Genomic DNA, 26361 nt, shown 5'->3' with positions numbered 1-26361 from the left:
GCCCGAGAAGGGGGCGGCGTGGTACGGGACTGGTTATGAGCATCAAGGCAGAAAACCTGAAAGTTGACCGGCGGACGGTTCTGGCAGGCGTTGCGGCAAGTGCCGTTGCTGCTGTTGTGCCAGCGCGTGTGGCGGCTGCGGTCTACTATCCGAACGACCAGCACCGCCGCGTTCTGGAACTGGCCAAGGAAAAGGTCGAGCAGCATCGCGCCGCGCTGTGGCGCACCGACATTGTCGGGATTGCCGATTTTGCCATGCCTTCGTCATTGCCGCGCTTCCACTTTGCCAATCTGGAAAGCGGCAGCGTGCGGTCATTCCTCGTCGCGCATGGTCGCGGGTCTGACCCGGAGCATGACGGGTTCCTCAAGACCTTTTCCAACGAAGTGGGCAGCCTTGCCACATCGCGCGGGGCCTATGTCACCTACGAATGGTACAAGGGCAAATACGGCACCTCGATCCGGCTGGGCGGGTTGATGCCCGACAATTCCAACGCGCTGGACCGCGCCATCGTGATGCACCCGGCATGGTATGCAAACGAGGACATGCTGACCAAATGGGGCAAGCTGGGCCGGTCAGATGGCTGCCTGGCGATGGGCGAGGCAGACTTCAACGAGGCGCTGTGGCATCTGTCCGGCGGGCGGTTGATTTACGCGGACCGGCTGGGGTTGGGGTAGTTTAGCGCCCTCCCCGACTGTCCCGCTCCCCCGCGCAGGCGGGGGCCTCGGTGTTGTTATGGAAAGCTTGCCTAAACGGCCTGAGGCCCCCGCCTGCGCGGGGGAGCGGCAGTCTGTGTGAATCTCAGGGGTGCGCGATCCGCCGCCCCTTGGTGCGGCTGGTCAGGTGCCAGCGAAAGCAGCGGTCACAGTGGTAGGGGTGGAGGACAAGGCCGCTCTTTATCGCGGCCTCGCTGGCGTCCTCACGGCTTACATAGCGCGCCTTGCGCTGGCAGACGCTGAGCCTCGTTCTCAGAGCGGATTGTCCAGCTTCACGACCTCTTCAGTGCTCTTGCGCTGGGTCGTGTGCGCCTCGCGCGGCTTGGCCATGCTGGCGAGAACCGGCGCATCGCGACCGTAGACGTCGGTGAACGACCGCAACATGCCGGTTACATCGCGCGCGACCGTGAAATAGGTGATGTAGACCGGGAAGGTCTTGGTCATCGGCACCTTGGTGTAGACCTTTGACGTATGCGCCAGCGCGGCATCCTCTGGCGTCATGGCGGCGCCGAGAATGCCCATCGTCATCGCCAGTTCCACCGCGCCCTGCACGCGGATGCAGCCGTGGCTGAGGGCGCGGACGGGCTGGTTGAATGCGGCCTTGCTGGGCGTATCGTGCAGGAAGATCGCGTGTTCGTTGGGCATGTCGAGCTTCATGCGACCCAGCGAATTGTTGTCTCCGGGCTGCTGGACGACATAGATCGTGCCGTCCGCCGCCTTCGTCACCTTGTAGCCTTCACGCTCGGCCTGTTTGGGATTGTTGACCAGACGCGCGCCAAGGCCTTCGCCGGCGACGATGGACTGCGGCACGGTCCAGGTGGGGTTGAAGATCACGCCTTCAACCGTTTCGGCCAGCTGCGGCGTGGCCGTGCGGCCGGGCTTGCCGACGACGACCTTGTAGCTCTTGATGATCCGATTGCGCACGGTCAGCCGCAGCATCTGTTCAGGCACGTTGGTGAGCAGGTATTGCGAGCCGAGATCCCGCGCGAGCCAGCGCCAGCGGTCCATGTTGGCACGGATCTGCGCGGTCTGCTTGGGCGTGGTGGCCTTGGGCAGGGCTTCCTTAAGCGCGGCGTAATCGGGGTGGGTGGGCAGCAGTGCGGTCAGCGCGCCCTTGATGTCATGCTTTTCCAGCGCCGATGCGACGATCAACTGGGTGGGGTTCATATCCTGATCGGGGTCTACCGCGAACCACTGCACACGCGCGGTCATGGGTGTGCGCCCATCGCGCAGGTCTTCGATCAGCCAGCTGAACAGGCGGGTTGCGGTCTTGTCGAGTTCCTCGCCCTCGCCCTTCACGATCGCGGCGGAGAGCGCTTCAGGCTGATAGTCCTTGGGGAACAGGCCTTCGCTGCCGACGGCCTTGATCGCCACGAGCAGTGCCTGCGCATCGGCCTGCGTCCAGTGCGGCGTGGGCACCGGGGTGGGTGCGATCGGGGCGGTGACCACGGGCGCAACCGGCGTGGGGGCCGGAGGTGTGACTGGCTGGACCTGCTTGGTCAGATCAACCGGTGCGGCGGCGCGTTGTGCAAGGGCCGGGACAGGGGCAAGCAGAGCGGCGGCGGCGGCCAGAGTGACGCCCATCTTGCCGGAAAGGCCGGTGCCTTCGATTTCACGCTTCACGTTCGCAATTTCCCTGTTCGCCTTGTCGGCGCTAAAATTGTAGGCGCTTGGCCTTCAAGGTCCAGTCCGCCGGTGCATTCCTGTCCTGCCCCAAGCCTATCGCACGATCAAGCATCCTGCCTTTCTACAGGCTGAATTGCTGTGAAGGGGCGAGAAGGCAGTTTCACGTTGCAACCCGTTTGCCTATGGCTCGTGCCATGAACGACAAACCCGCCGCTTTGGTCCCGAGCCTGCTGCTGCCGATCCTTGCAGCCATGCTGGGGCTTGCGCTTTTTTCGTTGATGGACGGGGTGATGAAGGCCACCTCGATTGCCGTGGGCGCCTATGCCGCGATGTGCTGGCGCGGGCTGGCGGGGGCGGCGATGATGTTTCCCCTGTGGCTGTGGCGCGGGCAGGGCTGGCCAGCGCCCGCCGTGCTGAAGGTCCATGTGCTGCGCGGGGTGGTGGCATCCGTCATGGCAACGCTGTTCTTCTACGGCATCGTGCGGTTGCCGCTGGCCGAGGGAATCGCACTGTCATTTATCGCGCCGCTGATTGCGCTCTATCTGGCAGCGCTGCTGCTGGGTGAGAAAGTGCGGCCCGCTGCCATTGGCGGATCGGTGCTGGCGCTGCTGGGCGTGGCGGTGATTGCGGGCGGGAAGTTTGATGGCCCCGCCGATGCCGAAGCGGTCAAAGGCTTGGTCGCCACGCTGGTATCCGCTGTGCTCTATGCGTGGAATCTGGTGCTGCAACGGCAGCAGGCGCTGCTTGCGCGGCCCGAGGAAGTGGCGTTTTTTCAGGCGCTGGTGACGTTCCTGTTTCTTGGCCTTGGCGCGTGGTGGTTCGCGCCGTTCCCGACGGGTGCGGTGTGGTGGCTGCTGGTTGCCTCGGCAGCGCTTTCCGCCGTTTCCATCATGCTGCTGAGCTGGGCCTATGGCCGGGCCGAGGCGCAAGTGCTGGTGCCGCTGGAATATACCGCCTTCATCTGGGCGGCCATCGTCGGCTGGATCGCCTTTGCAGAGCCGGTGACGATGCCGATGCTGGCGGGTGTGGCGCTGATCGTCGCAGGGTGTCTTTATGCCACGCGGGGCGGTGCAGCAGCGTCGTGAACCCATGTTATTGCTATTGAAAATCAATACGGCGAATTGCGCGGCAAATTGTGTTGCACCTGCGCAAAATGGCGGCTTCCCGCCCTTGACGCGTGGCGGCTTTACGCGCATCGCGCACAGGCTTTCAGGCCGTAAACCGCCGCGCAGCCATCGGGCTTGACGCCCTGGCTATTCCCCGCGTGGCACTTTCGCGCTGCGGCCGCGACACAGAGGGAAGACGCACAGCCATGACCCAGGTCGGACAGGATACACTCGGCACCCGCAGCACGATGAGCGTGGGCGGCAAGGATTTCGCTTACTACTCGCTCAGCAAGGCCGCAGCAAAGTATGGCGATATTTCGCGCCTGCCCTTCTCGATGAAGGTGCTGCTCGAAAACCTCCTGCGCTTTGAGGACGGCGGCTTCACCGTTTCAACAGACGATGTGAAGGCGGTGATCGACTGGCAGCAGAACCCGACCGATACGAACAAGGAAATCCAGTACCGCCCCGCGCGCGTGTTGCTGCAGGATTTCACCGGCGTTCCTTGCGTGGTCGATCTGGCCGCGATGCGCGATGCCATTGCCACGCTGGGCGGAGATACCTCGCGCATCAACCCGCTGGTGCCGGTCAATCTGGTGATCGACCACTCGGTGATGGTGGACGAATTCGGCCACCCCAAGGCCGCCGAACAGAACATGGAGATCGAGTACGAGCGCAACATGGAGCGCTACGACTTCCTCAAGTGGGGCTCGAAGAGCCTCAACAACTTCTACGCCGTGCCCCCGGGCACCGGCATCTGCCATCAGGTGAACCTCGAAAACATCGCGCAGACGGTGTGGACCTCGACCGATCAGGATGGCGTCACGGTTGCCTATCCCGACACCTGCGTCGGCACCGACAGCCACACCACGATGGTCAACGGCCTTGGCGTGCTGGGCTGGGGCGTTGGCGGGATCGAGGCTGAGGCCGCGATGCTGGGCCAGCCCGTATCGATGCTCATTCCCGAAGTGGTCGGCTTCAAGTTCACGGGTGAGTTGAAGGAAGGCGTGACCGCGACCGACCTCGTGCTGACCTGCACCAACCTGCTGCGCAAGCATGGCGTGGTGGGCCGGTTCGTCGAATACTTCGGCCCCGGCCTAGCCGCGCTGAGCCTTGCCGACCGTGCGACGCTGGCCAACATGGCACCGGAATATGGCGCGACCTGCGGCTTCTTCGGCATCGATGACAAGACGCTCGATTACCTGCGCCTGACGGGCCGCGAGGAAGCGCAGATCGCGCTGGTCGAAGCCTATGCCCGCGAACAGGGCTTCTGGATCGACCCTGCGGTCGAGCCGATCTTCTCCTCGACGCTGGAACTGGACCTTGGCACCGTGGTGCCGTCGCTTGCCGGACCCAAGCGCCCGCAGGACCGCGTATCGCTTCCCGAAGTGGACGACGTGTTCAACGCCGACATGGCCAACACCTACAAGAAGGCGCAGCAGCGCGTTCCGGTGGCAGGCATGGACTTTGACATCGGCGATGGCGACGTAACGATTGCGGCCATCACATCGTGCACCAACACATCGAACCCCAGTGTGCTGGTGGCGGCTGGGCTTGTGGCCAAGAAGGCCAACGAACTGGGTCTGAAGCCCAAACCGTGGGTCAAGACCTCGCTCGCCCCCGGCAGCCAGGTGGTGACCGACTACCTCGTGCGTGCAGGCCTGCAGGAGCATCTCGATGCGGTGGGCTTCAACCTCGTGGGTTATGGCTGCACCACCTGCATCGGCAACTCCGGCCCGCTGGCCGAGCCGATCAGCAAGGCGATCAACGACAACGGCCTTGTTGCCGCCGCCGTGATCTCGGGCAACCGCAACTTCGAAGGGCGCGTTTCGCCTGACGTGCGTGCGAACTTCCTCGCCAGCCCGCCGCTGGTGGTTGCCTATGCGCTCAAAGGCACGGTGATCGAAGACTTCACCACCACCCCGATCGGCAAGAGCAAGGACGGCGTTGACGTCTACCTGAAGGACATCTGGCCTTCGAACAGCGAAGTTGCCACCACGATGGCAGGCTGCATGGATCGCGCGATGTTCCAGGCCCGCTATGCCGACGTCTACAAGGGCGATGCGCACTGGCAGGCGATCAATGTTACCGGCTCGGAAACCTACTCGTGGCGTGCCGGGTCGACTTATGTCGCCAACCCGCCGTACTTCGAAGGCATGAGCATGACGCCGGCTCCGGTGAACGACATCATCGAAGCCAAGCCGCTGCTGATCCTGGGTGATTCGATCACCACCGACCACATCAGCCCGGCCGGGTCGATCAAGGCCGACAGCCCGGCGGGCAAGTGGCTGATGGAGCATCAGGTCGCCAAGTCGGACTTCAACTCCTATGGCGCGCGCCGTGGCCACCATGAAGTGATGATGCGCGGCACTTTTGCCAACATCCGCATCAAGAACGAAATGGTCCCCGGCACCGAAGGCGGCTTCTCGCGCTATGGCGCCGAGGCCGGCTCGGTTTACGACGTGGCCATGAAGCACAAGGCCGACGGCACGCCGACGGTGGTGATAGCAGGCAAGGAATACGGCACCGGTTCATCGCGCGACTGGGCGGCCAAGGGCACCAACCTGCTGGGCGTGCGCGCGGTCATCGTCGAAAGCTTCGAGCGTATCCACCGCTCGAACCTGGTCGGCATGGGCGTGCTGCCGCTGCAGTTCAAGGAAGGCCAGAACCGCTCCTCGCTGGGCCTGACCGGTGACGATACCTTCACGATCAAGGGCGTGGCCGGCCTGCAGCCGCGTCAGGACGTGGAAGTGGAAGTGACGCGCCCCGATGGCACCAAGCTGACCTTCACCGCGCTGTGCCGCATCGATACCGCCAACGAAGTCGAGTACTTCATGAACGGCGGCATCCTGCACTACGTGCTGCGCAAGCTCGCTTCGTAAGGAGCGGCGTTAGGCCAAAGACAAAAGCCCGCCGGATCATTTCCGGCGGGCTTTTTGTTGTGCAGCCGTTGCGTGTGGGATTGCCCACCCCCAACCCCTCCCGCCTGCGGGAGGGGGTTATGCCCTCCCGCAGGCGGGAGGGCCGCGAGACTTGGCGAGCCGGAGGCGAGGTTAGTCGCAGCGGGGTGGGCCGCTCACGCCGTGTCAGTGGCGCGACCCACACCCGCTGCACTCCGGGTCACGCGCTATGCGCATCGTACGCAGCGAGGGCTTGAGGCCGTCCAGCACGTGCAACTGGCCCCATTGCGGATCGCCCAGCGTCGAGACGCCTTCCAGCAGCACGCGCATCGCCGCCATAGCGCCAAACGCGCCGACCATGCCGACCATCGCACCCAGCACGCCCAGATCGGCGCAGCTGTCACAATCCTCGGCATCGAAGGCATCGCCGACAAAGCAGCGGTAGCAGGCGTGGTCCTGACGATGCCCGGCAAAGTTGGCCACCTGCCCCTGAAAGCGCCCCAGCGCCGCGCTGGTGAGCGGCACACCGGCCTTTACACATGCATCAGAGACGGCAAGGCGCGTGGCGAAGTTGTCGCAGCCATCGAGCACCGCGTCGGCCCCGGCGATCAGCTCAGGAGCGTTCTCACGCGTGATACGAGTGACATGGGCAGTGACTGCCAAAGCAGGGTCAAACTCTGCCAGCCAAGCCGCCGCAGCCTCGGCCTTGGGCTTGCCGATATCGGCCTGTGTGTAGATTGTCTGGCGTTGCAGGTTGCTTGCCTCAACCACGTCATCGTCGATCAAAGTCAGGCGGCCGACACCTGCGCCCGCAAGGTACTGCAAGGCGGGGCTGCCGATGCCGCCCATGCCGACCAGCACAACATGTGACGCCGCCAGTCTTGCCTGCCCCAGCGCGCCGACTTCGGGCAGGACGATGTGGCGGGCGAAGCGGTCGAGGCGGTCTGGCGTCATGCGACGCAATTAGGGAAGAAAAAGGGGAAATGCGAGGGTCATAACCCTCGCGCTCCCATTAGTTGGCGCATCCTTTCGAGGCACAGCGCCAATCCGCGAAGCGGTTTCAATATTCCGGCTTCGCCGGGGCGCAACTTGCGCGGTCACGCACCAATTCCCGGGAGCGCGAGGGCTATGACCCTCGCACCTATCCTTCTCAGTCTTCCAACTGCCGCAACAACGTACGCACATCGCCGTCCATATCGGCATCGCGCGTGCGCAGTTCCTCGATCAGGCGCACGGCGTGGATCACGGTCGAGTGATCCCGTCCGCCGAACTTGCGGCCGATTTCGGGGTAGGAGCGCGGGGTCAGCACTTTGGCGAGGTACATCGCCACCTGACGCGGGCGCACGACGGCGCGGGCGCGGCGCTTTGAGGCCATCTCGGTGCGGTCGACGCGGTAGAACTGGCAGACCGTGCGCTGGATTTCATCGATGGTGATGCGGCGACGGTTGGCCGAGAGGATGTCGGTCAGCTGTTCTTCGGCCAATTGCAACGACACCGGCTGGCCGGTGAGCTGGGCATAGGCGATCAGCTTGTTGAGGCCGCCGACCAGTTCACGCACGTTGCGATTGATGGTGCGCGCGAGAAACTCGATCACGTCTGCGGGCACTTGCGTGCTGTTGAAACGGGCAAGGCGGTGTTCGAGAATCTTGCGGCGCAGTTCGATGTCTGCGGGCTGGATGTCGGCGACAAGGCCCATCGACAGGCGCGACAGCAGGCGCTGTTCGACGCCGTCCAGTGCCTGCGGCGCGCGGTCTGCGGCCACAATCAGGCGCTTGCCCGCGCTCATCAGTGCATCGATGGTGTGGAGGAATTCCTCCTGCGTGCTGGCCTTGCCGATGATGAACTGGATGTCATCGACCAGCAGCATGTCAAAGCCGCGCAGACGGGCCTTGAACTCGATCATCTCGTTCGAGCGCATGGCCTGCACGAATTCGATCATGAAGCGTTCGGCCGAGCAGTAGAAGATCCGCGCGCCGGGCTTGTTGGCGGCAAAGGCGTGGCCGATGGCGTGCAGCAGGTGGGTTTTGCCCTGGCCGGTCGAGCCTTTGAGGTACAGCGGCGAAAACTGCGGCGTTTCAATAGCCGCCATGCGCTGCGCAGCGTTTACCGCCAGCACATTGGCCGATCCGGAAACGAATTCGGCAAAAGTCAGCGAGGGATCGAGACCGGACAGCGCTGTGTCCATCATCGCCGGGCCGGAATTGTGATGTGCAGTGACGCGTACCGGGGCGGAGACATCTGCACCGACGCGCAGTTCGGGCATCGAACGGCGGCGTGGGTGGACGGTGATGCGCACCTGACGCACTTCTGAACGCGCGATCTTCCACGCAAGACTGAGGCGATCAGCAAAGCGATCAGCGACCCAGTTGGCGGAGAATTCGGTGGGCAGGAACAGATCCAGCGTGCCGGTTTCCTTGCAGAACGCACCGAGTTGAATCGGCTTGATCCACTGGGCGTGCAACTGCGATCCGAGATCCTTCTTCAGCCCTTGGCTGATGTCGGCCCAGTCTGCTGCCAGATCCAGCGCTTCCTGGTCCTCGATCATCGTGTTGTCTTTGCCTTTCTTGCCCGCTGTATTGTTGCCTGCGTTAACAGCAGCTGTCGTGTTGCGATCGTTGCCGACCGGGGAGAGGTTTGCCGAACTGCTCACGCTGCCCCCTGAGAAATCGTCCATCTTCACTCGTCGTTGCCCCGACTGTCTGTTCTGCGCGCGCCCACGTTGCGCAGGCACAAATTACCCCGCCCTGCCGCGCCACGCGTAGCAGGCCATGTTCGAAAGATTTCCAGTGACACCGGCTGGCAGTGATTCCCGCTTCCGGTCCGCTCTGTCTATTGGCCCGGAGGCCTATCGCGCAAGCGGGGACATCGCAAAAAAACTGAAATAAATGCCCTTGACTCCCGCTAACCCGCAGAGATGCATCAAGATACTGTTTTATAACGGTTTTTACTTATGCGTAACCCTTAGATCATGCGAATCGCGTAGTTTCCGTGACTTGCTGCGACTGCACACTGTAACAATGCAGTGTTGTCACATTTACAAGCGGCACAAATGAAAAAGGCCGGCGAAGCAATCGCCGGCCACATTCCATTTTTGTGCTCGTCCAACCCTCAAATCACAACCACTGTGGTCCGTGATTCGTCAGATTGGTCCGAATAGGGCGAATCAGAGAGCGGCGACGCGCTTCGTCAGACGCGACATTTTGCGCGCAACGGTGTTCTTGTGCAGCACGCCACGGGCAACGCCACGAGCCAGTTCAGGCTGTGCAGCCTTCAGCGCTTCCGATGCAGCCGTCTTGTCACCACCTTCGAGCGCGGATTCGACCTTCTTGACGAAAGTGCGGATGCGCGAGAGGCGGTTGCCGTTGATTTCGGCGCGGCGATCATTGCGACGGATACGCTTACGGGCTTGCGGCGTGTTGGCCATGATTTTCCTGTTTCTCGTGCCTTAGCGGGCGCACAGGGCGGCCGCGTGAATTCCTGTGGGGTGGTGGGATGTCCCACCGGAAAGCGCGGCCCTTAACCGTGACTGGGCGAATCGTCAACAGATTCGGCACATCAGATGATCGGGCGCAGCTCCACGCGCAGGCCATCGCGCGGCTTGGGGATCGGCCACGCCTGCCATTGCGGCTCTGCACCCGGCTGCATGACGATTTCAAAGCGCGTGAGGATGTGATTGGCCAGCAGTTTGACCTGCATATAGGCAAAGTGCAGACCAAGGCACATATGCGCGCCGCCGCCAAAGGGCACCCAGGCATATTTGTGCCGCGCGGCCACTTTATCGGGCGTGAAGCGCAGGGGATCGAACACCTGCGGCGCTTCCCAGTGCGCCGGATCAACGTGAACGGCGGCGGGGCTGATGCCGATAGGGGTGCCTGCGGGAATATCGTATCCGCCAAAGCGGAAATCGCGCAACGCGCGGCGCGGCATGTTGGGCACCGGGGGCATGAAGCGCAGCGCTTCCTTGAAGGCCATTTCGGTCAGGTCCATCCGGCCAAGATCTTCATATGCCAGCGGCAAACCATCTCCGCCGGTCACCGCGCGGGCTTCGGCGCGCAGCTTCTCCTGCCATTCGGGGTTCTTCGCCAGTTGCCAGAACAGCACCGTGGCCGAAGAGGTGATCGTATCGTGCGCGGCCATCATCAGGAAGATCATGTGATCGACCACCACGTCCTCTGCCAAGAGAGAACCGTCGCCACGAGTCGCCAGCGCGAACTGGCTGAACATATCCTGCCGCGGATTGGCGCGGCGTTCGCGCACCAGACGCCCGAAGTATTCGACCATCAAGCGCCGCCCGGCCACGCCCTTGCCCATCTTGGTGAAGGGCAGCGGTTTGCGCACCACGCCGACCGAGGCCTGCACCATATCGACAAACGCCTTGTTGAGCCGGTCGGCCTCTGGCCCCAGCGGCAGGCCGAGGAAGCTGGAGGCGGCGGTATCGAGCGTCAGCGCCTTGATCGCATCATAGAACTGCATCTTCCCGCCCCAGCCGCTCATGGCCGAGGCGATGCCGGTATTGAGCACCGAGCAATAGGCGCGCATCGGTTCGGGCTTGAAGGCGATGGACAGCGCGCGGCGGTCCACCCGGTGCGCGTCGAAGTCCATCAGCATCAGCCCGCGCGGGAACAGCAGGTTCAGCACCGGGCCCCAGCCCTGTTCGTTGGAGAACAGCTTGTCGCGATCGAACAGCACCAGTTCGTTGGCATCCGCACCGATCAGGTTCACCCCGCGCCGCCCAAAGCTGCGCGTGCGAAACACCGGGCCGTAAGTATCTACCATGCGCTTCTGGAAGCCCAAGGGATCGGCCAATTGCATCATCGTGGTGCCAAGCACCGGCCAGCCGTCCTCGCCGGGGATGTGGTCGAGCTTGCTGTCATCGCCCAGACGCACCCAGTGCGGGTTGGCGCGGTCTGTGTGCAGGTTCGTGCCGACGTCCGGCGCCAAGCTGGCCATAGTATCTCCCGGTTTACGATTTAACCGGTCAATTAACATAGCTGTCAGCAGGGGCCAAGCCTGTTGTTCAGATCCAGCCCGAAAGCTCGCGCCGGGTCAGGGCTTCGAGCATGTCCACGCCCTCAGGCCCGGCGTTGAGGCAGGTGAGCGTGGCAAAGTGGGTACCGCCTGCTTCGAAGAAGTCTTCCTTCCCGCGAATCGCCAGTTCTTCCAGCGTTTCGAGGCAATCGGCGGAGAACGCAGGCGCGGCGATGGCGATGCTGCGCGTGCCCTTGGCGGCTTCTTCGAGCAGCACCGTGTCAGTCGCGGGTTCGAGCCACTTGGCGCGGCCGAAGCGTGACTGGAACGTGGTTTCGATACGCAGGCCGGGATGGCTCTGGGCAAAGCGTTCAGCCAGCAGGCGCGAGGTCTTGCGGCAATGGCAGTGGTAGGGATCGCCCAGAAACAGCGTGCGCTCGGGCATGCCGTGGTAGCTCAACAGCAACAGTTCAGGCGTGAAGGGTAGCGCCGCCATCTCGCGCGCCATCTGCGTGTGCAACGCGCCGATATAGGCCGGATCATCGTGATAGGGCGGCAGGGTGCGCAGCGCGGGCAGGCGGCGGCGGGCCTTGATCCAGTCTGCCACGGCGTCCAGCGCGGAGGCTGTGGTTGCGCCAGAATAGTGCGGATAGAGTGGGGCAACCAGAATGCGTTCGCACCCGGCGGCCAGCAGCGCATCGAGTTCCTGCGCCATTGCGGGCGATTGATAACGCATGGCGTGGCGCACGATCACCGCATCGCCCAGCCGCTCCTGCAGCGCACGGGCCTGCGCCTTGGTGATGGCGGCCAAAGGCGAGCCGTCCTCGCTCCATACCTGTGAATAGGCATGGGCCGACTTCTTGGGCCGGGTGTTGAGGATGATGCCGCGCAGGATCGGCTGCCAGATCAGCTTGGGGATCTCGACCACGCGCGAGTCCGACAGGAACTCCTTGAGGTAGCGCTTCACCGCCGGAACATCGGGCGAATCGGGCGTGCCGAGGTTGACGACGAGAACGCCGACCTTGCCGGTAAGCACATTGGGGTGATCGGCAGGGCGCTGCATCGGAGTCCTTAGCGGAGAGGCTCAAAGGCCTTCGGAAATCAGTGGCAAACGTCGGAAGCGCACGCCCGTAGCGGAAAACAGGGCATTGGCAATGGCAGGCGCCACCGCGACCATGCCCAGTTCGCCGGGATCGAACGGGTCTTCGTTGCTGTCGGCAAAGGCAATATCAACCTTGGGGCAATCGGCAAGCAGGGGTAGCCCCAATTGCCCAAGTCTGCCCGCAACGGGCCGCCCTTTGGCATAGCTGCTGGCCCCGCCGACCGCATGGGCAAGGCCGAACATCAGCCCGCCTTCGATCTGCTGGCGCGCAAGGCTCATGTTCACGATGCGGCCAATGTCGACATAGGCGCTGAGCCGCTCAACCCGCACCACGCCCGCCTCCTGCCGCGCGGTTGCGACGACGGCGATCACGCCTTTGCGGACTGCGCCGCTGCCGGTGGGCAATTCCATCTGGTGGCAGGCAATGCCCTGCCCCGAAGCCTCAATCCCGCCACCCCATTGCGCCAGACGGCCTGCCCCTTGCAGGCAGGCGACAAGGCGCGGCTCGCCCTCAAGCATGGCGACGCGGAATGACAGCGGCTCCTTGCCCGCCGCATCGGCCAGCTCGTCGATGAAGCTTTCGGTGAAGAAGGCTGTGTAGCCATGTGCCTGCCCCCGGAACCGCGCAGTCGGCTGGCGCAGGGCGAGCGGGACGTGATCCACCGCCTTTTCGGGGATGTGGTAGAGCGGCATCGCCCCTTCGCAGGCCATCGGGTCGGCCTGGTCCTGCAGATCGAGCGCGGCTTTCACACCCCAGCCATCAAGCAGGCGCGCGCCCGATTCGAACGCCGTGGCCGGAACCGCCAGCCGCGCCCGCCAGCCGAGCACGCGCGTTTTGTCCATGCTCAGCGCGCCATCCAGTTGCGCCGAAAGCGCGGTGCGAGGGATGCCTGTTAGCGCTTCCTGCCAGCGCGAGTAGGTCAGTTGCACCGGCTTGCCGACGATCTTGCAGATCGTGGCGACTTGCGCCGCAATGCGGGTATCGAGCCGCGCATCGAAACTGCCGCCTGCGTGCATCGGGTAGACGACCACATCGGCCCGCGCGACATCCGCCGCCCTTGCTGCTGCGCGCCGGGCGCGTTCGGGCGCCTGCGTGGCGATCCACAGTTCCAGTTTACCGTGCCGCATCCGCGCTGTGGCGCTGGCGGTTTCGAGCGGGGCGTGGAAGGCGGCTTCCACATCGTAGCGCGCCGTGAGCGAAGGTTTGGCGAGCAACGCATCGGGATCACCTTCGCTGAACAGGCGCGTCGGTTCCCCCTTGGTCAGCGCCTTGTCGAGCGCGACGAGTACCTTTTCGCTATCGGCAATCGGGCCGTCCGCCTTGAAGCGCGGCTCCATTGCGCGCAAAGCCTTGTCCGCTGCGTGCCAGCCGGTGGCGACAGCGGCGAGCCAGCGCTTGGCTTTGACCACGGTGACGAGGCCGCGCACACCGGCGGCGGCCTGCTTGTCATAGCTGGACAAAACGCTCGCGCCTTGCGGACCGTGCGCAATGGCGGCGAAGACCATGCCGGGCAGGCGCACATCGCCCGCAAAGGTGAAGCTGCCATCGACTTTGGCCGGAAGATCAAGCCGGGGATGGCGCGCAGGGGCGCCTTCGGGAAACTGGCCCGGTGCCTCACGCGGGGGTTCTGCGCGCAGCACGGGGACCGAGGGAGGATCGTAGTCCACCGCCGTATCGAGCAGTTCGGCAAAGGACAGGCGCTTCTTCCCATGCGTCACGAAGCTGTCCTTCGTATCGCACTCTTCCCAGCCGACGCCCCACTTGTCCGCCGCCGCCTGCGCCATCATCGCGCGCAATGCCGCGCCTGCCTCGCGCAAGGGAGCCTCGAAAGCGGCCAGCGCAGTGCCATCGGCGGTGACCATCAGCGGGCCGCGCTCGGCATGGAGCCGCGCCAGAGTTCCATCGGCGTCCGCACCCAGCGAAGCGAACGCTGGCATCCACAGCGGTGCCCATTTGGCGGACAGCACCGGATCGGCATAGGCCGGGCTGATCGGCGCGGCCTCGACCGCCACTTTGCGCCAGTCCGCACCCGCCTCGTCCGCCACGATCTGCGCGACGAGGGTGGTTATCCCCTGCCCCATCTCGCACAGCGGCACGGCGATGGTCAGGATGCAGTCCTTACCGCCCCTGATCCGTCCCACTTTGAGGAACGCATCGACGACATGCTCACCCTTGCCCGCCACCAATGGCACGGGATGGCGGCGCGGCAGCAGCGGGAAGGCGATGAGCAATGCGCCCCCCGCCCCTGCTCCTACCAGCAGCCCTCGCCGCGTCAGCCGCATGGGTCTCAGCGCTTCCCGTCAAGCCAGGCAAGCACCCCGCGCGCGATGCTCAGGAATGCTTCGGCCTGCGGGCTGTCTCCGGCGGCAGGCGGGTTGCCCGCGTCGCTTTCGCGCCGGATCGCCATGTCCAATGGCACGCGGCCGAGGAAGGGCAGCTTCATGACCTTGGCCGCAGCTTCCGCGCCGCCCACGCCGAAAGGATCGCTCTCCTCGCCGCAGTGCGGGCAGATGTAGCCTGCCATGTTCTCGACCATGCCGATCAGCGGCACTTGCCCCTGCTCGAACAGGCCGATGGCGCGGGTGGCGTCCATCAGGGCCAGATCCTGCGGGGTGGAGACGATGACTGCGCCCGCAGGCTTGTGCTTGGCCAGCATGGTCAGCTGCACGTCGCCGGTGCCCGGCGGCAGGTCCACCACCAGAATCTCGGTATCGCCCCAATGCGCATCGATCAGCTGGTTCAGCGCATTGCCTGCCATCGGCCCGCGCCACGCGATCGCCTGCCCCGGCTGCACCAGATGCCCCATCGACAGCATCGGCACGCCATAGGGCGATGCAATCGGGATCATCTTGTTGCCCTCGGCCTCGGGCTTGCGGCCTTCGGTCGACAGCAGACGTGGCTGCGATGGGCCATAGATGTCGGCATCGACCAGCCCCACCTTGCGCCCCAAGCGCGCCATCGCGACCGCCAGATTGGCCGAGAGCGTGGACTTGCCCACGCCGCCCTTGCCCGACCCGACCGCGATGATGACGCGCGCCTTGCGCTCTGCCGTCATGCCCAGCCGCAGATCGGCCACGCCCGCTTTGCGCGCCGCATCGCGCACGGCCATTTCCAGCTTGTCCCGGTCCAGCCGCTCCAGCCCGCCTACTTCAAGCATGACGGTGGCCACATCGCCCGCCAGTTTCAGCGATTGCAGCCGGTCTGCAGCCACCTGTTCAAGCGCTTCACGCAGCGCCGTTTCGTCAATGCTCACGCCAATTCCCTGCTTTGCTCGGCAACCGAGCGGTTTGACTGCCCCTAGCAGATGAATTTTCGGGAATGGACACTGTTTTTCGCCGCAAGGGTTCCTATAACGAAGGCATGACAGATTTGGGTGGACTAATCGCGCGTATTGGCCGGGAGAAGGGCCTTTTCATGACCGGGAAGAAAAGCCCGTGGGGTTCGGGGGGCGGCAACGATGCCGCGCCTCCGGGTGAAGGCGGATCAGGGGAAGCGCCCGAAGCGCCGCCGCCTGCTGGAACCCCGCCTTCAAAGGATGGCCCGCGCAACCCGTGGTTGCCGCCCCAATCGGGCACACCCGGCAAGGATGCGCCCGGCGCAGGTCAGCGCCGTGGCCCCAACATCGAAGACATCTTCCGCAACCGCAAGGGTGGGGGCGGAGGCGGTGGCGGCCGTGGTCCCACCATGCCCCGCCTGCCGCAGCGGCCCGATGGCAAATCATGGCTCCCGGTGGGCATCGCTGTGGTCGTGGTGCTGTGGCTTGCCACATCGATGGTTCACCTGATTTCGCCGCAGGAAAAGGGCGTGGTCACCACGTTCGGCGCGTACAGCCGCACGCTCGATTCGGGCACCGCGCTCACGCTGCCTTGGCCGATCCAGTCGGTCACGCTGGATGACGTTACATCCGTGCGCAGCGAATCCATCCCCGAAGGCGATGGCGAAAAGCTGATGCTGACAGGCGATCAGAACCTTGTCGACCTGACCTATCTTGTCCGCTGGAACATCAAGGACTTGAAGCAGTACATGTTCCAGCTGGCCGAACCGCAGCAGACCGTGCGCGAAGTGGCCGAGGCCGCAATGCGCCAGTCGATTGCCGAAGTGACGCTGAACGATGCAATGGGTTCGGGCCGTCAGCAGATCGAACAGAACGTGCGTGAACGGATGCAGGCCGTGCTCGACGCTTATCGTTCGGGCGTGATCATCCAGGGCGTGGACATCAAGAAGACCGACCCACCGACCAAGGTGGTCGATGCCTTCAAGGAAGTTCTGGCCGCGCAGCAGGATGCGCAGAGCGAAGTGAACCGTGCGCAGGCATGGGCGCAGCAGCTCACCGCGCGCGCTGGTGGCGAGGCTACCGCGTTCGACAAGGTCTATGAACAGTATCGGCTCGCCCCTGAAGTCACCCGCCGCCGCATGTATTACGAAACGATGGAGCGTGTGCTGAGCCAGACCGACAAGGTCGTGCTAGAAGCGCCCGGCGTGCAGACCTATCTGCCGCTGCCCGCATTGAAGCGCACCGAACCAGCAGCCCCCGCCGCCGCCGCAGGAGGGCAGTAAGATGACCGCTTTGCAAACATTCTGGCAGGAACAGAAGGCCGTCATCATCGCGGCGATCATCGCCCTGCTGGCCGCCGCCAGCTGCCTCAAGGTGGTGGACGAATCGACGCAGGCGGTGATCGTGCGGCTCGGCCAGCCCGATCGCGTGGTCAACCGCTTCAAGCCGGACGCCGATTTCGGCCAGACCGGCGCGGGCGTGATCTGGCGTATCCCGTTCATGGAACAGGTGGTCGAGGTCGACAAACGCATCCTCGATCTGGACATGGAGCGTCAGCAGGTGCTTTCAGCCGACCAGCGCCGCCTTGAAGTGGACGCCTTCGCACGTTTCCGCATCATCGATCCGGTGCGCATGGTGCAGACCGCCGGAACGACCGAACGCGTGGCCTTGCAGCTTCAGCCGATCATGAACTCGGCGCTGCGGCAGGAACTGGGCAAGCGCACGTTCGGCTCACTACTGACCGCAGACCGTGGCCGCGCGATGGAGCAGATCCGTCAAGGGCTTGATCGTGAGGCGCGCGAATATGGCGCGCAGATCATCGATGTGCGGATCAAGCGCGCCGATCTTCCCGAAGGCACGCCGCTTGAATCCGCGTTCACCCGTATGGCCACCGCGCGCCAGCAGGAAGCCGCCACGATCCGCGCGCAGGGCCAGAAGCAGGCGCAGATCATCCGCGCCACTGCAGAAGCTACCGCTGCCAAGACGTATGCCGACGCCTTCAACAAGGATCCGGCGTTCTACGATTTCTACCGCGCGATGCAGAGCTATGACACGACGTTCGCGCAAAAGGGTTCAAGCACCTCGATCGTGCTGTCGCCCGACAACGAGTACCTGAAGCAGTTCAAGGGCAAGTAGGGACCGCCCCAACCCTTTTGCTGAACAAAATGGAACAGCGTCATTCAAAGTCCGTTCATCGCAAAACCGCTGAATCGATTTCGAGTGACTCAAACACCGCCGCCCCCGGCGCACATTGATACAAAGAGGACCAGGCCACGTGCGATACGCTTATGGTGTGACTTCGGCGCTGCTGCTTGCAGGCAGCGCACTGACCCTGGTGACAGGCCTTCCCGCTGGCGCACAAGTTGCGCAGAATGACCAGTCCGAGATGCGGACTGTCGTTCCCCGTGCGGGCGCGCCGTCCAGCTTTGCCGATCTGACGCAGCAATTGCAGCCTGCGGTGGTGAACATCTCCACCCGCCAGCGCGTGAAGGTGCAGAACAACAACCCGTTCGCCGGAACGCCCTTTGGCGATCTGTTCGGCGGCGGACAGGGCGGCGGACCACAGACGCGCGAAGCGCAGTCGCTGGGTTCGGGCTTCATCATCTCGGCCGACGGCTATGTCGTGACCAACAACCACGTCATCACCGCTGACGGGCAGGGCGAGGTTGAATCGATCACCGTGACCACGCCTGATGGCACCGAATATCCCGCCAAGCTGGTGGGCAAGGACGCCGCATCGGATCTTGCCGTGCTGAAGATCAGCGCGCCCAAGGCCTTCCCGTTCGTCAAGTTCGGCGATTCGCGTCTAGCGCGCGTGGGTGACTGGGTCATCGCCATCGGCAACCCGTTCGGACTTGGCGGCACGGTGACGCAGGGCATCGTCTCGGCAGTCTATCGCAACACCGGTTCGGGTTCGGCCTATGACCGTTATCTGCAGACCGATGCTTCGATCAACCGGGGCAATTCGGGCGGTCCGATGTTCGACATGGCAGGCAACGTCATCGGCATCAACAACGCCATCTTCTCGCCCACGGGCGGCTCAGTCGGCATCGGCTTTGCCATTCCGGCAGAGATTGCCGCGCCGATCGTGGACAAGCTGCGTGCGGGTCAGGCGATTGAGCGCGGCTACCTTGGCGTGCGCATTCAGGCACTGTCCGATGATCTTGCGGCATCGCTGGGCCTGCCCAAGAAACGCGGTGAGTTCATCCAGGCGGTTGAGCCGAACCAGGCCGCAGCCAAGGCTGGCATCCAGGCGGGTGACGTCGTGGTTAAGGTCGATGGCAAGGATGTGACGCCCGATCAGACACTGTCGTTCATCGTGGCCAACGCCATGCCCGGAAAGCGCATTCCGGTGGAACTGCTCCGCAACGGGCAGCGACTGACGGTGCAGGCCGTGGTGGGCAAGCGCCCGACCGAAGAGGAACTCGCCCAGCAGAGCTTCGATCCCGATGCCGCGCCGGACGAAGACAGCTTCGCCGAAAACCAGCCGCAACAGCAGCAGGGTCCGGGCGCACTGCAAGCCAACCTTGGCATCGCCGCAATCCCGCTGAACGCGCAAATCGCGCGCCAGCTTGGCGTGGGTGAAGATACCAAGGGCGTGGTGATCTCCGCGGTCAGCGCATCTTCCGATGCTGCGGCCAAGGGTCTTCAGCGCGGCGACATCGTACTTTCGGCCAATTACATCGCGGTGGCGAGCGTGGCGGACTTCGAAAAGATCGTCCGCACAGCCAAGACCGAGGGCCGCGAAGCCGTGCTGCTGCGCATCCAGCGTCGTGGCCAGCAGCCGATCTACACGCCGGTGCGCATCCGCTAAACGGGCGTTGATCGGGCGCCGCAGCGCAACGAAAAAGGGCCGCTCCTTCCGGGGCGGCCCTTTTTTGTTTGGTTCAATACGTCGAAGGTGGGTCGCTGGCCGGGAAGCTTTCGTCCGAGGCTTCGTCAACCTTGTCCCAGCGCTTTGGATTTGACCGCATGCCTTCAACCCCGGCTGAGCGAACTTGCGAGAAATTCCCGCCCGAATTTTCGCCCTCAGCAAAGGCAGCGGGGGAATGTTCCTCCTTCTGCTTTTGCATCACACGCCAGATTCCATATCCCGCCGCACCCGCGACAGCCCATTGCAACAAGCCCATTGCCCGTCTCCTCTCGGCGAAGGCCCCGCCGTCATTGGCGATGCCTTCATCAGGAGTCCCAACGAACGAGTGCCTGAAAAGGTTCAGGGATTCGTGTTCGACGGCGGCCGTTGCGGCGGAACCGGGCGCACGCGCGGGACGTTCACCGATGGTGCGGTCTCGTTGTCCCGCCGACCAGTGGCGCGGCTGAGAAAATCGTCATTGGCGGCCTGTGGAACGTCCAGTTGCGGGTCTTCAGGCAGGGCATCGGGATTGAAGACATTGTCTTCCTCTTCGCCGCCCCGCCGCCGTGCCGGATCGACCAGATTGCCCTGCTCGTCGACATAGAAATAGTCGTCGGGATTGCCCAGCATCGCCTCGTCATCAGGCTCAAGCTGCCATTGCGGCAGCTTCAATTCGGTATCGAACTTTTCGACCGGTCGCTTGGCCGTGGCAACCTTCATATAAGCGGCAAAGGCGCGCGCGGGGGCCGCACCGCCCTGCAGGCCGGGCACGGCCTTGGCATCGTCACGCCCCATCCACACCCCGGTGGTAATCCCGCTGGAAAAGCCCAAGAACCAGCCGTCTTTGTTGGACGAGGTCGTCCCGGTCTTTCCGGCCACCGGTCGCCCGATCTGCGCCGCACGGCCCGTGCCGATGTTGACCGCCGTCTGCATCAGATCGGTCATGCCCGCCGCAACATAACTCGGCACCAGTTGCTGCGACGATTCGGGCCGGTATTGATAAAGCAGCTCGCCCTCGGTCGTCGTTACCTTGCGAATGCCATAGGGCATGACCGACATGCCTTTGGCCTGAACCGATGCGAAAGCGCGCACCATGTCGATCACGCGCGCCTCGGACGATCCCAGAACCATCGAGGGCAGTGTGTTGATCGGGGTGGTGATGCCAAACCGCCGCGCCATGTTGGCCACTTGGCCAAAGCCCACCTCGTTGCCCAGCTGGGCCGCCACGGTATTCTTGGAATAGGCAAAGGCAGTGCGCAGATCGATTTCGCCGGCATAGCGCCCGCCATCGTTGCGCGGGGTCCAGCCCTCGATCGTCACCGGCTCATCCACCACGCGGTCGTCCGGCGTGTAGCCGGCTTCCAGCGCAGTGAGATAGACGAACAACTTCCAAGCCGATCCCGGCTGGCGCACGGCATTTACCGCGCGGTTGTAGTTCGATGAGAGGTAGTCAGTGCCGCCGACCATCGCCAGCACCGCGCCATCACGGTCGAGCGAAACCAGTGCGCCCTGTGCGCCCTTGGGGGCAAACCCGGCAATCGCGCTGGTCGCCGCTTTCTGCATCACTGGATCGAGCGTGGTCCACACTTCGATGGGCTGGTCGTTTTCGGGCAGGATGATGTCCAGCTGCGGCAAGGCCCAATCGGTGAAGTAGCGCGCGGAGTTCTGCCCGGCCCGGTCCTCCACCATCTTGACCTTCTTCAGGTCCACGCCTTGCGCTTCCTGCGCGGTCAGGTAGCCGTTGGACTCCATCGTCTGCAGCACCACGCCCGCGCGGCCAACAGCGGCCTTGGCATCGGCCGTCGGCGAATAGCGTGAGGGGGCCTTGACCAAACCTGCAATGATCGCAGCTTCGGGCAGGGTGATTTCCTCGCCCGAATGGCCAAAGAATTTTCGCGCGGCGCTGTCGATGCCATAAGCCCCGCCGCCGAAATAGACCTTGTTCAGGTAAAGCTCGAGGATCTGGTCCTTCGAGAACTTCTGCTCCAGTGCCAGCGCCAGCACCCATTCCCGCGCCTTGCGAGCGAAGGTCTTGGTGTTGTTCAGGAAGATGTTGCGCGCCAACTGCTGCGTGATCGTTGATCCGCCCTGCTTCCAGCTGCCGCTTTCCACGCGCACCATCAGTGATCGCACGATACCGATGGGATCGACGCCCCAATGGCTGCGATAGCGCCGGTCCTCGACCGAAATCATCGCTTCGCGCATCGGCTGCGGAATGCGCTCATACGGCACCCACTTGCCGTAACTCGGCCCGAGCGTGACGATTTCCGTGCCATCGGCGGCGCGCACCACGATCATCTGCCCGGTCTGGCTGGACTTCAGTTCCTGGTAGCCCGGCAGCGACCGCATGGTAACCGCCACGGCCACCACCAGCGTGATGATCCCCAGCAGCGCAAAGCCGGTGCCCCACATCAACAGACTGCGCAGCCAGCGCATCAGTCTGGAGCCACTTTTGGGTTGCGGATCGGACCGGCCGCCATCGGGGCGGCGGGGAATATCCCGTCTGGCCATCAGTCTTTTACCGCTTCCCTCAATTCACAGGGGGCGGCCAATCGCCCCGGCACAAATTTGCGGCTCATTGCATAGGCCAAACGGAACACAGCGTTAACCGCTAATCGCCGAGATGCGTTTCTCAGTCGTCGGGCGTAAAGTCGAGCGAGGCGCTGTTCATGCAATACCGCAGCCCGGTGGGGTTCGGGCCATCGGGAAACACGTGCCCCAGATGCCCGTCACAGCGGGCGCAGCGCACTTCGGTGCGGACCATGCCGTGCGTCACGTCGGAGTGCTCGTCCACCGCCGATGCATCGATCGGGGCATAGAAGCTGGGCCAGCCCGATCCGCTGTCATACTTGGTGCCCGACGTGAACAGCGGCGCGCCGCACCCGGCGCAGTGGTATTCGCCTTGGGCCTTGTTCTTTTCATAAGCGCCGGTGAACGCACGTTCAGTCCCGCCTTGGCGCAGCACTTGGTACTGCTCGGGCGAAAGCCGTTCACGCCATTCGGCCTCGGTCAGGTTCAGCTTGTCGGGCATGGGGAATCTCCTTTGCCGCCCAATATGGGTTGCAGACCGGCGCTGCTCAATAGTGCGTCTTTTCTTCCGGCTTGGCGAGTTCATAGCAGTGCGCGATATCGAACTGGTCGATTGCACCTTCGGCCGTGATTGCCGTGCGCCCTTCGGCAATCGAACGGTCGGCCGCTTCGCCACTGCCGCCCGCGCCGGTCACTGCCTTGCGCTGCCGGTCGGCCAGCACCATTGCCAAGGTCTTCATGTCGCGCGCCGCCGCGCTCATCCCCTCGCGCGCGTGGATTTCCTCATAGGCAAGGTCGAGGATCGCAGCGCATTGCGCCAGACTTGGCGTCTTCAGCGGCGGCACCGTCGCATCAAGCCTTGCCACGCACGGCCCCGCCAAAGCCGCCAAGGCCACATCGGGATCGGGGGCAGCCTGCAACGCTTGCACTTCGCCTGCGATCTGCGCCCGCACGGCCTCACGCTTAAGCCCGGCTTCGCGCATCACGCGCTCGCCGGTATCAGCAAAGAAGGTTTTGCCCCGCAGCGCCAGCTGCGGCCACCCCGGCAGCGCGTCACCGCCCGCCTGCTGCATCGCGACGATGGCGAACGCGGCAGAACAACGCAGGTCCGTGCGATGATCCTCGCTCAAGGCAGACACAGCGGGCTGGGCCACCACCGGCGAAGCGGCAATAAGCGCGGATGCAAGAAACTGGGCGGGCAAAAGGGCAAGAAATCGCATGCGGCCGCCATTGCCGCAAAAAAGGGGCCGCGAACAGGGTTTCCCGTTCGCGGCCCTTGACCATGACGGTCAGTTTCGGCGTGTTCTACAGGGTATCGGGTAGAGCACGCGCTGGAGACTCTGGAACAATCAGCCAGCCGCAGCTTCATTGCAGCGGGCAAGGTCTTCGGCGGCAAGTTCACCTTGCGGCGTGGTAAAGCGTGCTACCGGGCCAACTTTCTGGACCAGCCGGGCGCAAACGATCACCGGGCGCGACGTATCGCGGCCTGCCGAACATTGCGCGCCTTCGCACTTCCACAGCAGGCCCTTCTGGACCAGCTTCTGCTGGCCATCCATCGGGCGGGTCAGCGTGGCGGAATAGAACGGGCCACTGGCTGCGCGCACGGGGGCGGCGGTCAAGGCGAAGCTGGCGGCCGTGCCAACAAGCGCGAGGGCAGCCGGAAGGATTTGGCGAAATGCGCCATCGGATTTTGCGAACATCGTGTTTCCCCTGGATCAACTAGTGTTTGGGGCTTCGGAAACGTGCGTTTGGAGAGGATGCTATTTCCGTTGCGAATCACTACTTATCCGAGTAGGTTTTAGGTTGCAACTAGAAACTTAAATAGGTGCCGCAGATGGGTTATGCTGAAGACGATATGGAAAAGCCTAACGCCCATCACATGCGCGAACCACTTTGCGAAATCGCCCAGTGCGGCCTTCCCCTCGCGCTTGAAGCGATGGGGGAGCGCTGGTCGTTCATGATCCTGCGCGCCGCATTCAATGGTGTTCGCCACTTCGAAGATTTCCTCGAAGCGCTGGGCATCGCCCGGAACATCCTTTCCAACCGCCTGTCAAGGCTGGTCGAGGCGGGCATCCTCAAGCGTGAACATTGCGCCAATGATCGCCGCCGCATCGAATATCGCCTCACGCCCAAGGGGCTGGACCTGCTGCCTGCCATGCTCGCCCTGCGCCAATGGGGCGAAAAGTGGGAGCTTGGCGTGCCAGCCAACCCGGTGATGTGCGACAGTCGTGATGGCCAGCCGATCGCAACAATCAGCATCGTCGCGCACGATGGCCGCGTCCTTGCACCCGAAGACCTGACGTGGCGCGATCTCAGCGAGCTTCAGGCCGATCCTGCGCCCGCCGCACTGCGCAAAGTTCCTTAATCCTGCTTCCTGGATGAAGAAGGGGCCACCGGTTGCAGCGGTGGCCCCTTTAGTTTGGCCCGGGGGGGACTGATTTCCTCCGGGCGGGTTGGGCTGGCGCACTATCGCTCCAGCTCAATCGGGTAAGGCCGATCAGCGCGCCCCAATCACTTCGCCATGACAGTGCGCGGGCGCAGGTCATTCTTGGCGCGGCGCGCATCGGCCAGCGACTTGAAGTAGCACTGGCGGGCGGATTCGAATTCCACCTGCGGCAGATCCTTGCGGTCGAATTCACAGGCCTGCTTGGCGGCGATGCGCAGGCGGCTGTCCAGGCTGGACTGGCCTTCCTTGGTCGACAGGTCGAGGTCGGCGTAACCGACGACGCGCGTGCCGGCAAACGCGGGCTGGCTGGCAGAAAGGGCAAGGCCGAAGAGGCCAACGGCGATCATGGGCTTGGTGAACATGGCTACATCCTTCGACATGGGTGCCGGAAGATGTCCGGCCGGTGTTTGTTGCTGCGGTGACCTCAAGGCATCTCGCCGGGGGTTCGGGGTCTGGTCAGAGGGCCTTGCCAGTCACCGCATGCATTCTCCCTACGCCTGCGCCCTGCCCGAAGCGCGCCTCCCTCGACCAGAATTCCGCTACGTCCGACAAAGGTTTACATCCTCCGACGAACGACAGTGGTGGGTCCATGAACTGCAGGTGTGACAATCACGCGGCGTTTCCATAAGCTGCACGCAACGCATGGCGATTCTGATCATCTTCCTTCTCGGTGTGGGCAACTTCGCGCTCCATCATGCGGTCATGGCCAGCGGCCACCCGCTGCTTGGACGTGTGCCGTGGCTGGCCCACTCGCTTGGCGGGCGGGTGACGCTGGTGGTCGAATTCCTGCTGCTCTTCGCCGCCCTCATGTTTGCATCGGAAGGCAACGCCGGTGGCCCGATTGCCTATGTCATCTACTCGGTGCTCAACAGCTTCTCAGCCTGGCTGATTCTGACCGACAGAGTGTGAGACCGCACGATGAGGAACCGCGTATGAGGAACTACCGGGCCTTTTGCCGGTTAGGCGAGGCATGACCCATTCTCCGATCTCGGCACTGGCACCGATCTGGCTGGTGACCAACCCCGCCAGCGGCAGCAACACCCCTGCGACCGTCGAGACGCTTTGCGCCGCGCTGGCACCTGCACGCACCATTGCCTTCCCCCACGATCCGCTGCCCACCCGCGCCGATCTCGACGCTGCCGGGGTCGGCACACTCGCCGTGTTCACTGGCGATGGCACGATCAATTCTGCCGCTGCCGCGTTGGAAGGTTGGGACGGTGCCCTGCTGGTACTGCCGGGCGGCACGCAGAACCTGCTGTCAAAGGCGCTCCACGGGGATCGCCCGCTCGATGCGATCCTTGCAGACCTTCTGCATGCCCACCGCACCCGCCGCCGTGGTATCCGCACATCGCAGGGCATGTCCTTGATCGAAGTGCTGGCCGGTCCCGGCGCGATGTGGGCCGACGTGCGCGAAAGCGTGCGCGACCTTGATCTTGGCGCGATGGCCGAAACGTTTGGCAATGCCCTGCGCGAAACCCGCGAAGGCCCCGCCGTCCACCTCGCCGATCCACAGGCGGGCAAGGCCGAAGGCTACCGCGCCGTGCTGCTCGCGCCCGATAACAACGGCGTATTGGTTGAGGGTTACGACTTTGCAGACCTTGGCGAATTTGCCGCGCAAGGCTTTGCCATGCTCGTCAAACGCAATTTCCGCGAAGGCCCGCACGACGATATCGGCGTTTTTCCCAAAGTCGCCGTGCGCAGCAACGCTCCAATCGCGCTGATGATTGATGGCGAGCGGCGGACTGGCGAAACCGAGGAAACCTTCGTGTGCGAGGAATTCGGCCTCGACTTCCTCAGCACCTGCCCCCCTCCAAAAGCTTGACCATCGGCATCCCAACGTCGATCA

Annotated in this window: 23 protein-coding genes; 9 read left to right on the top strand and 14 right to left on the bottom strand. The window is 63.8% G+C overall.

Translation table 11 applies throughout. The features are described from left to right. Positions 1-35: 35 nt before the first annotated feature. Positions 36-674 (top strand): murein L,D-transpeptidase catalytic domain-containing protein, encoded by a 639-nt coding sequence (locus Q8R81_RS07590; protein WP_305616816.1) that lies wholly within the window; start codon positions 36-38, stop codon positions 672-674. 291 nt (positions 675-965) lie between these two features. On the opposite strand, the gene Q8R81_RS07585 is transcribed toward Q8R81_RS07590, so the two are convergent. Further along, positions 966-2336: a L,D-transpeptidase family protein gene (locus tag Q8R81_RS07585; RefSeq protein ID WP_305616815.1), complete on the bottom strand. Its 1371-nt coding sequence runs from the start codon at positions 2334-2336 to the stop codon at positions 966-968. A 197-nt stretch (positions 2337-2533) separates the two neighbouring features. Here Q8R81_RS07585 and Q8R81_RS07580 point away from each other — a divergent pair, with 197 nt between their 5' ends. Beyond that, positions 2534-3424 carry a DMT family transporter gene (locus tag Q8R81_RS07580; RefSeq protein WP_305616814.1) on the top strand — a complete coding sequence of 297 codons (891 nt, stop codon included), beginning with the start codon at positions 2534-2536 and terminating at the stop codon, positions 3422-3424. A 227-nt stretch (positions 3425-3651) separates the two neighbouring features. Then, positions 3652-6324, top strand: coding sequence for an aconitate hydratase AcnA (gene acnA, locus Q8R81_RS07575; RefSeq protein WP_305616813.1), 2673 nt, complete (start codon positions 3652-3654; stop codon positions 6322-6324). 204 nt (positions 6325-6528) lie between these two features. On the opposite strand, the gene Q8R81_RS07570 is transcribed toward acnA, so the two are convergent. From Q8R81_RS07570 to Q8R81_RS07540, 7 genes are all read right to left on the bottom strand, one after another. Further along, positions 6529-7296 carry a HesA/MoeB/ThiF family protein gene (locus Q8R81_RS07570; RefSeq protein ID WP_305616812.1) on the bottom strand — a complete coding sequence of 256 codons (768 nt, stop codon included), beginning with the start codon at positions 7294-7296 and terminating at the stop codon, positions 6529-6531. A 196-nt stretch (positions 7297-7492) separates the two neighbouring features. Next, a complete protein-coding gene (gene dnaA / locus Q8R81_RS07565; RefSeq protein WP_305616861.1) occupies positions 7493-8887 on the bottom strand; it encodes a chromosomal replication initiator protein DnaA in 1395 nt (464 codons plus the stop codon). A 618-nt stretch (positions 8888-9505) separates the two neighbouring features. Continuing rightward, entirely contained in the window at positions 9506-9766 is a 261-nt protein-coding gene (rpsT, locus tag Q8R81_RS07560; protein WP_305616811.1) for a 30S ribosomal protein S20, read from the bottom strand. 131 nt (positions 9767-9897) lie between these two features. Beyond that, positions 9898-11292, bottom strand: a complete 1395-nt coding sequence (locus Q8R81_RS07555; protein WP_305616810.1) for a cytochrome P450 — start codon at positions 11290-11292, stop codon at positions 9898-9900. A 67-nt stretch (positions 11293-11359) separates the two neighbouring features. Further along, positions 11360-12373, bottom strand: a complete 1014-nt coding sequence (gene hemH / locus Q8R81_RS07550) for a ferrochelatase (RefSeq protein ID WP_305616809.1) — start codon at positions 12371-12373, stop codon at positions 11360-11362. 21 nt (positions 12374-12394) lie between these two features. Continuing rightward, positions 12395-14695 (bottom strand): molybdopterin cofactor-binding domain-containing protein, encoded by a 2301-nt coding sequence (locus tag Q8R81_RS07545; RefSeq protein ID WP_305616808.1) that lies wholly within the window; start codon positions 14693-14695, stop codon positions 12395-12397. A 5-nt stretch (positions 14696-14700) separates the two neighbouring features. Further along, on the bottom strand, positions 14701-15468 hold the full coding sequence (locus Q8R81_RS07540; protein WP_305616860.1) for an Mrp/NBP35 family ATP-binding protein: 768 nt from the start codon (positions 15466-15468) through the stop codon (positions 14701-14703). Positions 15469-15827: 359 nt separating this feature from the next. Between Q8R81_RS07540 and Q8R81_RS07535 the strand changes: the two genes are divergently transcribed. From Q8R81_RS07535 to Q8R81_RS07525, 3 genes are all read left to right on the top strand, one after another. Further along, positions 15828-16970 carry a protease modulator HflK gene (locus tag Q8R81_RS07535; protein WP_305616807.1) on the top strand — a complete coding sequence of 381 codons (1143 nt, stop codon included), beginning with the start codon at positions 15828-15830 and terminating at the stop codon, positions 16968-16970. 1 nt (position 16971) lies between these two features. Next, the gene (gene hflC / locus Q8R81_RS07530) at positions 16972-17823 is read left to right on the top strand and encodes a protease modulator HflC (RefSeq protein WP_305616806.1); all 852 of its coding nucleotides are present in this window, start codon (positions 16972-16974) and stop codon (positions 17821-17823) included. A gap of 139 nt (positions 17824-17962) precedes the next feature. Next, on the top strand, positions 17963-19501 hold the full coding sequence (locus Q8R81_RS07525; RefSeq protein WP_305616805.1) for a Do family serine endopeptidase: 1539 nt from the start codon (positions 17963-17965) through the stop codon (positions 19499-19501). Between the two features lie 73 nt (positions 19502-19574). Here Q8R81_RS07525 and Q8R81_RS07520 read toward each other — a convergent pair whose 3' ends face one another. From Q8R81_RS07520 to Q8R81_RS07500, 5 genes are all read right to left on the bottom strand, one after another. Continuing rightward, positions 19575-19760 carry a hypothetical protein gene (locus Q8R81_RS07520; protein ID WP_305616804.1) on the bottom strand — a complete coding sequence of 62 codons (186 nt, stop codon included), beginning with the start codon at positions 19758-19760 and terminating at the stop codon, positions 19575-19577. Between the two features lie 140 nt (positions 19761-19900). After that, positions 19901-22051, bottom strand: coding sequence for a transglycosylase domain-containing protein (locus tag Q8R81_RS07515; RefSeq protein ID WP_305616803.1), 2151 nt, complete (start codon positions 22049-22051; stop codon positions 19901-19903). Positions 22052-22172: 121 nt separating this feature from the next. Then, positions 22173-22571 carry a peptide-methionine (R)-S-oxide reductase MsrB gene (gene msrB / locus Q8R81_RS07510; protein ID WP_305616802.1) on the bottom strand — a complete coding sequence of 133 codons (399 nt, stop codon included), beginning with the start codon at positions 22569-22571 and terminating at the stop codon, positions 22173-22175. Positions 22572-22617: 46 nt separating this feature from the next. Beyond that, positions 22618-23289, bottom strand: a complete 672-nt coding sequence (locus Q8R81_RS07505; RefSeq protein WP_305616801.1) for a hypothetical protein — start codon at positions 23287-23289, stop codon at positions 22618-22620. 129 nt (positions 23290-23418) lie between these two features. Then, positions 23419-23769 (bottom strand): hypothetical protein, encoded by a 351-nt coding sequence (locus Q8R81_RS07500; protein ID WP_305616800.1) that lies wholly within the window; start codon positions 23767-23769, stop codon positions 23419-23421. Between the two features lie 134 nt (positions 23770-23903). Between Q8R81_RS07500 and Q8R81_RS07495 the strand changes: the two genes are divergently transcribed. After that, positions 23904-24434, top strand: a complete 531-nt coding sequence (locus tag Q8R81_RS07495; RefSeq protein ID WP_305616799.1) for a helix-turn-helix domain-containing protein — start codon at positions 23904-23906, stop codon at positions 24432-24434. 146 nt (positions 24435-24580) lie between these two features. On the opposite strand, the gene Q8R81_RS07490 is transcribed toward Q8R81_RS07495, so the two are convergent. Beyond that, entirely contained in the window at positions 24581-24877 is a 297-nt protein-coding gene (locus Q8R81_RS07490) for a UrcA family protein (RefSeq protein ID WP_305616798.1), read from the bottom strand. Between the two features lie 280 nt (positions 24878-25157). Here Q8R81_RS07490 and Q8R81_RS07485 point away from each other — a divergent pair, with 280 nt between their 5' ends. Both Q8R81_RS07485 and Q8R81_RS07480 read left to right on the top strand, forming a co-directional pair. Continuing rightward, positions 25158-25424, top strand: coding sequence for a hypothetical protein (locus Q8R81_RS07485; RefSeq protein ID WP_305616797.1), 267 nt, complete (start codon positions 25158-25160; stop codon positions 25422-25424). A gap of 61 nt (positions 25425-25485) precedes the next feature. Further along, positions 25486-26337, top strand: coding sequence for a diacylglycerol kinase family protein (locus Q8R81_RS07480; protein ID WP_305616796.1), 852 nt, complete (start codon positions 25486-25488; stop codon positions 26335-26337). Positions 26338-26361 lie beyond the last annotated feature (24 nt).

Origin of the sequence: Novosphingobium sp., from assembly GCF_030696665.1 — a bacterium.
In the GTDB taxonomy this organism is placed as follows: Bacteria; Pseudomonadota; Alphaproteobacteria; order Sphingomonadales; family Sphingomonadaceae; genus Novosphingobium.
Note: the sequence above shows the minus strand (reverse complement) of the source record. Positions and strands in the feature narration are given on the sequence as shown.

Excerpts from the sequence above, each read along its gene's own strand:
- Q8R81_RS07490 (WP_305616798.1), bottom strand. The coding sequence starts at position 24,877 with ATGTTCACCAAGCCCATGATCGCCGTTGGCCTCTTCGGCCTTGCCCTT.
- Q8R81_RS07505 (WP_305616801.1), bottom strand. The coding sequence starts at position 23,289 with ATGCGATTTCTTGCCCTTTTGCCCGCCCAGTTTCTTGCATCCGCGCTT.
- acnA (WP_305616813.1), top strand. The coding sequence starts at position 3,652 with ATGACCCAGGTCGGACAGGATACACTCGGCACCCGCAGCACGATGAGC.
- Q8R81_RS07570 (WP_305616812.1), bottom strand. The coding sequence starts at position 7,296 with ATGACGCCAGACCGCCTCGACCGCTTCGCCCGCCACATCGTCCTGCCC.
- rpsT (WP_305616811.1), bottom strand. The coding sequence starts at position 9,766 with ATGGCCAACACGCCGCAAGCCCGTAAGCGTATCCGTCGCAATGATCGC.
- Q8R81_RS07485 (WP_305616797.1), top strand. The coding sequence starts at position 25,158 with ATGGCGATTCTGATCATCTTCCTTCTCGGTGTGGGCAACTTCGCGCTC.
- Q8R81_RS07555 (WP_305616810.1), bottom strand. The coding sequence starts at position 11,292 with ATGGCCAGCTTGGCGCCGGACGTCGGCACGAACCTGCACACAGACCGC.
- Q8R81_RS07590 (WP_305616816.1), top strand. The coding sequence starts at position 36 with ATGAGCATCAAGGCAGAAAACCTGAAAGTTGACCGGCGGACGGTTCTG.
- Q8R81_RS07535 (WP_305616807.1), top strand. The coding sequence starts at position 15,828 with ATGACCGGGAAGAAAAGCCCGTGGGGTTCGGGGGGCGGCAACGATGCC.
- Q8R81_RS07515 (WP_305616803.1), bottom strand. The coding sequence starts at position 22,051 with ATGGCCAGACGGGATATTCCCCGCCGCCCCGATGGCGGCCGGTCCGAT.
- Q8R81_RS07500 (WP_305616800.1), bottom strand. The coding sequence starts at position 23,769 with ATGTTCGCAAAATCCGATGGCGCATTTCGCCAAATCCTTCCGGCTGCC.
- dnaA (WP_305616861.1), bottom strand. The coding sequence starts at position 8,887 with ATGATCGAGGACCAGGAAGCGCTGGATCTGGCAGCAGACTGGGCCGAC.
- Q8R81_RS07580 (WP_305616814.1), top strand. The coding sequence starts at position 2,534 with ATGAACGACAAACCCGCCGCTTTGGTCCCGAGCCTGCTGCTGCCGATC.
- hemH (WP_305616809.1), bottom strand. The coding sequence starts at position 12,373 with ATGCAGCGCCCTGCCGATCACCCCAATGTGCTTACCGGCAAGGTCGGC.
- msrB (WP_305616802.1), bottom strand. The coding sequence starts at position 22,571 with ATGCCCGACAAGCTGAACCTGACCGAGGCCGAATGGCGTGAACGGCTT.
- Q8R81_RS07545 (WP_305616808.1), bottom strand. The coding sequence starts at position 14,695 with ATGCGGCTGACGCGGCGAGGGCTGCTGGTAGGAGCAGGGGCGGGGGGC.
- Q8R81_RS07480 (WP_305616796.1), top strand. The coding sequence starts at position 25,486 with ATGACCCATTCTCCGATCTCGGCACTGGCACCGATCTGGCTGGTGACC.
- hflC (WP_305616806.1), top strand. The coding sequence starts at position 16,972 with ATGACCGCTTTGCAAACATTCTGGCAGGAACAGAAGGCCGTCATCATC.
- Q8R81_RS07520 (WP_305616804.1), bottom strand. The coding sequence starts at position 19,760 with ATGCAAAAGCAGAAGGAGGAACATTCCCCCGCTGCCTTTGCTGAGGGC.
- Q8R81_RS07495 (WP_305616799.1), top strand. The coding sequence starts at position 23,904 with ATGGGTTATGCTGAAGACGATATGGAAAAGCCTAACGCCCATCACATG.
- Q8R81_RS07540 (WP_305616860.1), bottom strand. The coding sequence starts at position 15,468 with ATGACGGCAGAGCGCAAGGCGCGCGTCATCATCGCGGTCGGGTCGGGC.